This window comes from Shigella sp. FJ200513, from assembly GCF_040495915.1.
Classification (GTDB): domain Bacteria; phylum Pseudomonadota; class Gammaproteobacteria; order Enterobacterales; family Enterobacteriaceae; genus ECMA0423.
Window position 1 is genome coordinate 1 of sequence record NZ_JBDYCV010000058.1, and the last position, 7,940, is coordinate 7,940.

Sequence of the window (7,940 nt, forward strand, 5' to 3'; positions counted from 1 at the left end):
CTGATGGAAATGGAAGCCACGCAAGCACCTTAAAATCACCATCATACACTAAATCAGTAAGTTGGCAGCATTACCCGCCTTAATGATGGCTGAAATGGGAGCTGCTTATCGCAAAGAAGAAGGTGGTATCTATTCCTGGATGAATAATAGTGTCGGACCACGTTTTGCCTTCATTGGTACGTTTATGTGGTTTTCCTCTTATATCATCTGGATGGTGAGTACCTCCGCGAAAGTTTGGGTACCGTTCTCAACATTCCTCTATGGTAGTGACATGACCCAGCACTGGCGTATTGCCGGACTGGAGCCTACGCAGGTGGTTGGTCTGCTGGCAGTAGCATGGATGATTCTGGTCACAGTCGTTGCTTCAAAGGGGATTAATAAAATTGCCCGCATTACTGCGGTGGGCGGTATTGCAGTAATGTGTCTGAATTTAGTATTGCTGTTAGTAAGCATTACTATTTTGTTATTAAATGGTGGGCATTTCGCGCAGGATATTAATTTCCTTGCATCACCGAACCCGGGTTATCAGTCCGGTCTGGCAATGCTATCGTTTGTGGTATTTGCTATTTTTGCCTATGGCGGAATTGAAGCGGTTGGTGGTCTGGTCGATAAAACGGAAAATCCAGAAAAGAACTTTGCCAAAGGTATTGTTTTTGCCGCTATTGTTATTTCAATCGGTTATTCGCTGGCAATATTTTTATGGGGCGTCAGCACAAACTGGCAGCAGGTATTAAGTAATGGTTCCGTTAACCTTGGCAATATTACCTATGTGCTGATGAAGAGCCTCGGGGTGATGCTGGGTAACGCACTGCATTTGTCACCTGAAGCGTCATTGTCGCTGGGCGTATGGTTTGCGCGTATTACCGGACTTTCGATGTTCCTCGCTTATACCGGTGCGTTTGCTATTCACCGCTGAAAGCCATCATCCAGGGGACGCCGAAAGCGTTGTGGCCGGAACCGATGACGCGCCTGAATGCGATGGGGATGCCGTCTATCGCCATGTGGATGCAGTGCGGGTTGGTTACTGTCTTCATTCTGCTGGTTTCGTTTGGTGGCGGTACCGCATCGGCGTTCTTTAACAAGCTGACGCTGATGGCGAACGTGTCTATGACGCTTCCTTACCTGTTCCTCGCGCTGGCTTTCCCGTTTTTTAAAGCACGTCAGGATCTCGACAGACCATTTGTGATTTTCAAAACGCGTATGTCGGCAATGATTGCGACGGTGGTTGTCGTTCTGGTGGTGACATTTGCGAACGTCTTCACCATTATTCAGCCTGTGGTTGAAGCCGGAGACTGGGACAGCACATTGTGGATGATTGGCGGCCCTGTCTTCTTCTCGCTGTTAGCGATGGCGATTTACCAGAACTATTGCAGTCGCATGGCGAATAAACCTGAGTTAGCTCTCGACTGATCATATGAAATCCTGCAACTCATCGTCTCTCCGGCGATGAGTTGTCAGGAAGTAATGCGTATGGATGATACTCTCCAGGGCCGGTGATAACTGAAGATGATGTTAAGCTGCTAAATGAGCCACGTTGACATCATTTGGCAGCTTCATGCATTACAAACTTCCCGCCTGACGACCTTTGCCCGCAGACGTCAGCGTTCTCCCCGTTTGTTTACCGTTGAGGCTTTCCAGACGCATCTGGAAGGGCGGGAATGGCATATCGATACCGTGGGCGTGGAAGCCTGCCAGAATCAGCTGGTGGATCTCATGGCGTAGCGGCATACGGTGACCCATCTCAGCGGCGTAAATACGCAGCTCGAAAATCTGAATCCCCTGTTGCAGATCCACCAGGAAGACTTCCGGTGCCGGGTTGTCGATCACCAGCGAGCAGCGACGCGCTGCGGTGAGCAGGATTTCCGTCACTTCTTCACTGTTGGCATCGGCAGGGGCCGGAATCGTCAACACTACGCGCGTGACCGAGTCAGAGAGCGACCAGTTGATAAACTGCTCGGTAATAAACGCCTTGTTCGGCACGATTATCTCTTTACGGTCCCAGTCGCTGATGGTGGTGGCGCGGGTGTTAATTTTTGTCACGCTACCAGTAAGATCGCGGATCGTTACCGTATCGCCAATGCGAATCGGTTTTTCGAACAGGATGATCAGGCCAGAGATAAAGTTGGCGAAAATTTCCTGCAAACCAAAACCGAGACCAACACCGAGCGCGGCAACCAGCCACTGCAATTTCGACCACTCAATACCAATCATTGAGAAGCCGACCAGCCCGCCAATCAGCATCAGCAGATATTTTGTGATGGTGGTGATGGCGTAACCCGTACCCGGCGTTAAATCCAGGTGCTGCAAAATCGCCAGTTCCAGCAGCGCGGGCAGGTTGCGCACCAGCTGCGTGGTGATGATAAATACCAGAATGGCAATCAGCACCGCACCGAGGGTAATTGGCTCCAGACTTTCTACGCCCTGTACCGTGGAGGTGACATCCCACAGCGAAATATTTTCGAGGAAGCCGAAAGCGGAATGGATTTCTGACCACAGCACAATGACCGAAAGCAGGGCGATCAACATCAAAATTGAGCGCACCAGCCGCAAGGATTGCGCACTGATGGCATCGAGATCGACTTCGCTTTCATCGACTTCAATTGCTCCTTCCGGGCTACTGTGATGATGCGCTTCCTCTTCGCCACGCGCACGTTGCGCTAACATCTCTGCCCGGCGATGCTTCGCCCGGTCAAACGCCAGCCTGCGACGCTGGATCAGCATCCAGCGGCGGATAACGTGATAAACCACCAGTAGCAGGAACCAGATGGCAACCGAGGTTTCAAGCCTCGCTAACAGTGCCTGCGCCGTTGCCAGATAACCCACCGCCGACGCCAGAATGGCAACCAGTGGTGCGCCAATCATCATGTTCCACAGCATATGGTTGGTAATGTTGTCGCCGCTGCCTTCTTTGTTGAGATACAACGGAATACCGGCTTTTTTCAGGCTTAGGGTGACCACCGCCAGCGCACCGCAAATGAGGATAAAGCAAAGCCGTCCCAGCGAACCGGAAAATTCGCGGTCGTCGAGGTTATCGAACATCATCAGCGCCATAATCAGCCCGATGCTCATCAGGTAGTAGCGCATCCCACGGGAAACACGTTCGCGCGGCCAGCCAAAATGAGCGATAAACAAGCCGTTCGGGCGGGCAAAGGTGGCGCAAATCATCACTACCCACAGCAGCGGCACGGTGGCCGTTACACCATCGCCAATCGCGACCGCCAGCGGATAAGGCCACGCCTCGCGCAAGCCGTAACCCAGCGTCATCCACAGCACCGGTAACGGTGACGCGACGAGAATCGACCAGAAAAGAGTGCGCAACGTCAGCCAGAAGTGATCCTGAGTCACTTTGCCGACTTTCGCCGCCGAACGTTCAAGAAAACGGGTGAAATAGCGGCGCGAGTAAATACTGCAACCGACCAGAATCAACGCGCCAAACAGCGGCAAAATTGTCTCTTTGCTGGTCAGCATCATCACACTGGCTTTGCCCAACTGACTGAAGGTGTCCAGCGAAATGAGACGACGCAGATCCTGGGCGATTTCCAGCGGCCAGGCGATGGTCATCGGGCGCACGTCAGAGGCCCAGAACAGATAGCGGTGCGTTGCTTCGTTCACCTCTTTCAGCGCATCCTCCAGTTGCCTGTTGGAGACTTTCAGCTTGGTCAGTTCCAATAGTAGCGTGTCGCCACCCTGCAACAATGAGTTCAGCAACTCACGCTGAGTGCGCAGTTGTGCTTCCAGAATACGGTTTTGCTCGGCGGTCAGCGGCTGACCGTCGGCCTGATGGATTTGCCGTAGCAGCGGCTGTTTATTAAGTAAATCCTCATAACGTAACCGTTGCACACGCAACTGCGCCATTTCGGTATCAAGCTGTTGTGGTTTTGGCATTTCTGGTAGCCGTGCCACCTGCGCCCGCAGCGCTTCGCCGAGCAGGTTGGACGATCCCAGCCATTGCGACTGTTCACGCAGCGTATTCAACGCCTGCCGGACCTGTAACGTCTGGCTGGCAGCCTGACGCTGTTGCGAGGCAACGAGCTCCATCCGCTGCGCCTGTTGATTCAGCGCTGCCGATAGTTCGCGGTTAATTTTGAATTGCGCGACGATATCTTTCGGCAAATCGGCACTGTTTTCTGCCAGTAATTCGGTACTTTCCAGCGCCCGCTCCGCCTCAAGCTGACGTTGGCTATTCAACTGATTACGTAAGGCCTGCAAATACGCATCCAGTTGCTGGCTCTCTTTTTCCGCCAGCTCTGAGCGTAAGCGCGCTAATTCCTGGCGGTTATTGGCAGACAGCTGCGCCAGCTCCAGTTCATCAACGAGCGCCTTAAGACGTGCAGAGTCAGACTGCAACGCGAAATTTTGTGCCTGATTGAGCGGAGTATTGCCGGTAAGCGTTCCCAGGCGGCGCTCGATCTCATTTAACTGACGGCGGGCGTCGGTTTGCTGTTGCGGCAGTTGATTCAGCGAATCGGCAATCTCGCGGGCGCGCTCCTGCTCTTGCTGGGCCTGACGGCTTTTATCCAGCAACTGGCTGCTGACCTGGAGAATTTCCTGATTCAGCGCGTCGGTAGACATTCCCGGCGACACGCTGCGCGGCTCGTCACGAATGTTGTTTAATTGTGCGCGCAGAGTAGCGGAGAGTTTCGGATAATTATCGATAACTTGCTGATATTGTTTGATGCGCTCAAGGGAACCTTTTCGTTCCTCAAGCGCATTTAAGGCAGACTGGAGCGCCTCTACGACTTCCGGCTGTGCGGGTTTCGCCGCTTTTGCCTGCTCCAGTTCCTGAGTGATTTGTTTGCTATCGGGGGCCGTCGCGGCGTACGCCCCCCAACTGAGGCACCAGGCCATCAGAAAAGTGATAATCAGGCGCACGTCAGCGTTTCCTTTGATGGATTAGACCTGGTCTTTTTTATCGTCAACCAATGGGCTGGCGTCGTGTTCTGCTTCGATCTCTTCAGCAGGAAGTGGGGCGGGTTCAGCGTCTGGCGTAACAAAGGTTTCGGTAGATACTGCCAGCGGCTGGCCAATTTTCGTGACAGACAGGCTTTCCAGTTGCTCAACCAGATTCACTTTACCCGGTGCAAACAGGTTGATAACGGTGGAACCGAGTTTAAAGCGACCCATTTCCTGGCCTTTCAGCAGTGCCACAGAACCGTCGTTTTCCCCGGCAGGCCAGGTCCAGCGCTTGATGATACCTTCGCGCGGCGGCGTAATGGTGCCCGCCCAGACCGTCTCAATGCTGCCAACAATCGTCGCTCCGACCAGAATCTGCGCCATTGGGCCAAATTCGGTATCGAAAAGGCAAATCACGCGTTCGTTACGGGCAAACAGATTTGGCACGTTCTGAGCGGTGAGATGGTTAACGGAAAAGAGATCGCCCGGCACGTAGATCATCTCACGCAGAATACCGTTGCACGGCATGTGTACGCGATGGTAGTCACGCGGGGAGAGGTAAGTGGTCACAAACGTACCGTTGCGGAACAGGTCCGCCATCAGATAGTTGCCTGCCAGCAGGGCTTCGAGGCTGTAGTTGTGGCCTTTGGCTTGCAGGATTTTATCTTCTTCGATTTTACCCAACTGGCTGATAACGCCATCGGCAGGCATGACCAGTACATTCGGATCGGTATCGATTGGGCGTACTTCGTCACGCAGCGGACGGACAAAGAATTCGTTAAAGGTGCGGTAGCTGGCGGTGTCCGGCTTTTGCGCCTCTTTCATGTCGACCTTGTAGTATTTAACGAACAGATCGATAACCAGTTTTGTCAGCCATCCTGCCCGCTTGCTTGCGCCCCAACCCGCCAGGCGAGTAAGCCATAGTTTCGGCAGAATGTACTGTAGCGAAAGTTTAAATGAATTTAACAAGGTAGCCTCCAGGCCATTGTTTTGTCGTTCCTGATCCGGCCAACATGCCGGATCCTGAAAAAAAGGGGACGATTCTAACGACGGTTAGCTTAATTGTCAGTCATCCGTATCAGAAAAGTTTTTACGCGTTTTTACCTGCGCCATGCTTTCCAGAATACGGTGATAGTTTTCGAAACGGGTTTCCGCGATTTTCCCTTCCTCAACCGCTTCCCGGATAGCGCAGCCCGGATCGGTATCGTGTTTGCAATCGCGATATTTACACAGACCTAAATAGTCATGGAATTCGACAAAGCCCTGAGTGATTTGTTCCGGCTCCAGGTGCCAGAGGCCGAACTCACGCACACCAGGGGAATCAATCACATCACCGCCGTGCGGGAAGTGATACAGCCGAGCGGCGGTCGTGGTGTGCTGACCGAGCCCCGAGTTGTCAGAGACATCGTTGGTCAGGATCTCTTTTTGCAGCCCCAGCAACGCGTTCAGCAGGCTGGATTTACCGACGCCAGACTGCCCGGCAAAAATGCTGATGCGCCCGGTCAACGCCTCTTCCAGCGGTTTCAGCCCATCCTGAGTATGGCTGGAAACCATCAATACGCGATAACCGATGTTGCGGTAGATATCCATCTGCTCGTTGACGAACGCCATGCCTTCGTCGTCCAGCAGGTCTATCTTGTTGAGCACGATAATCGGCTCAATCTGCAAGGTTTCGCAGGCCACCAGGTAACGGTCGATAATATTGAGCGACAGCTCCGGCAAAATGGCGGAGACAATGACAATCTGGTCGATGTTGGCGGCTATGGGTTTCACGCCGTCGTAGAAATCCGGACGCGTTAACACCGAGGTGCGCTCATGCACCGCTTCCACGATCCCTTTGACATTTACGCCTTCCGCCGCCGGTTTACCCGGACGCCAGACTACGCGGTCGCCGGTTACCAGCGAACGGATGGTACGGCGAATATTGCAGCGGTGAACGTCGCCATCGGCGGATTCCACATCAGCGTGCATACCAAAGCGGCTGATGACGATACCTTCATCAGGCTCGCCAAACAGATTGTCGTCGTAGTCGGGCTTCTCCTTAGACGTTTTAAGACGACGCTGGTGATTGGCGTTCACGCGGCGCTGCTGGCCTTTGGAGAGTTTATTTTTACTCAATCGTACTGACTCCTGGTCGCCCCTGATGGGCAAAACATCTATGATACACGCAATTGTGGATCAATATAGTCACTGTGAATGGGTGGAAAATAGCATGAGTGCCAATGAAAACAACCTGATTTGGATCGATCTTGAGATGACCGGTCTGGATCCCGAGCGCGATCGCATTATTGAGATTGCCACGCTGGTGACCGATGCCAATCTGAATATTCTGGCAGAAGGGCCGACCATTGCAGTACATCAGTCCGATGAACAGCTGGCGCTGATGGATGACTGGAACGTGCGCACCCATACCGCCAGCGGGCTGGTAGAGCGCGTGAAAGCGAGCACGATGGGCGATCGGGAAGCTGAACTGGCAACGCTCGAATTCTTAAAACAGTGGGTGCCTGCGGGAAAATCGCCGATTTGCGGTAACAGCATCGGACAGGACCGTCGTTTCCTGTTTAAATACATGCCGGAGCTGGAAGTCTACTTCCACTACCGTTATCTCGATGTCAGCACCCTGAAAGAGCTGGCGCGCCGCTGGAAGCCGGAAATTCTGGATGGTTTTACCAAGCAGGGGACGCATCAGGCGATGGATGATATCCGTGAATCGGTGGCGGAGCTGGCTTACTACCGCGAGCATTTTATCAAGCTGTAAAATTTTTCCTGGTCACGTAAGCGCCGGAATCCACTTGCGGCGGCGTGATTTTGACGCTAAATCGAACGTCTTGCTGATAATTTCAGCACTTGAGATAAAAACGCAAAAAAAACTTTTTTGGGGGGTTGCAGAGGGAAAGATTTCTCGTATAATGCGCCTCCCGTAACGACGCAGAAATGCGAAAATTACGAAAGCAAAATTAAGTAGTACGCGGGAATAGCTCAGTTGGTAGAGCACGACCTTGCCAAGGTCGGGGTCGCGAGTTCGAGTCTCGTTTCCCGCTCCAAAT

Annotated in this window: 4 protein-coding genes, 1 tRNA gene and 1 pseudogene; 3 read left to right on the forward strand and 3 right to left on the reverse strand. The window is 52.9% G+C overall.

Annotated features, from left to right (window positions below; genetic code table 11):
• Nucleotides 1-76 precede the first annotated feature (76 nt).
• A pseudogene (yjeM, locus tag ABZJ92_RS13360) lies at nt 77-1,410 on the forward strand (glutamate/gamma-aminobutyrate family transporter YjeM); the annotation flags it as partial.
• Nucleotides 1,411-1,560: 150 nt separating this feature from the next.
• Here the strand turns inward: yjeM and mscM are convergent.
• From mscM to rsgA, 3 genes are all read right to left on the reverse strand, one after another.
• Nucleotides 1,561-4,872, reverse strand: a complete 3,312-nt coding sequence (gene mscM / locus ABZJ92_RS13365) for a miniconductance mechanosensitive channel MscM (protein WP_001236843.1) — start codon at nt 4,870-4,872, stop codon at nt 1,561-1,563.
• 21 nt (nt 4,873-4,893) lie between these two features.
• The gene (gene asd, locus ABZJ92_RS13370) at nt 4,894-5,862 is read right to left on the reverse strand and encodes an archaetidylserine decarboxylase (RefSeq protein WP_000934920.1); all 969 of its coding nucleotides are present in this window, start codon (nt 5,860-5,862) and stop codon (nt 4,894-4,896) included.
• A 96-nt stretch (nt 5,863-5,958) separates the two neighbouring features.
• Nucleotides 5,959-7,011: a small ribosomal subunit biogenesis GTPase RsgA gene (rsgA, locus tag ABZJ92_RS13375; RefSeq protein WP_000041970.1), complete on the reverse strand. Its 1,053-nt coding sequence runs from the start codon at nt 7,009-7,011 to the stop codon at nt 5,959-5,961.
• Between the two features lie 94 nt (nt 7,012-7,105).
• Between rsgA and orn the strand changes: the two genes are divergently transcribed.
• Both orn and ABZJ92_RS13385 read left to right on the forward strand, forming a co-directional pair.
• Nucleotides 7,106-7,651 (forward strand): oligoribonuclease, encoded by a 546-nt coding sequence (gene orn / locus ABZJ92_RS13380; protein WP_005053889.1) that lies wholly within the window; start codon nt 7,106-7,108, stop codon nt 7,649-7,651.
• Nucleotides 7,652-7,861: 210 nt separating this feature from the next.
• Nucleotides 7,862-7,937: transfer RNA gene (locus ABZJ92_RS13385), tRNA-Gly, on the forward strand.
• Nucleotides 7,938-7,940 lie beyond the last annotated feature (3 nt).

What these genes read in the sequence shown, in the direction of transcription:
- orn (WP_005053889.1), top strand. Translation starts at nt 7,106, where the DNA reads ATGAGTGCCAATGAAAACAACCTGATTTGGATCGATCTTGAGATGACC.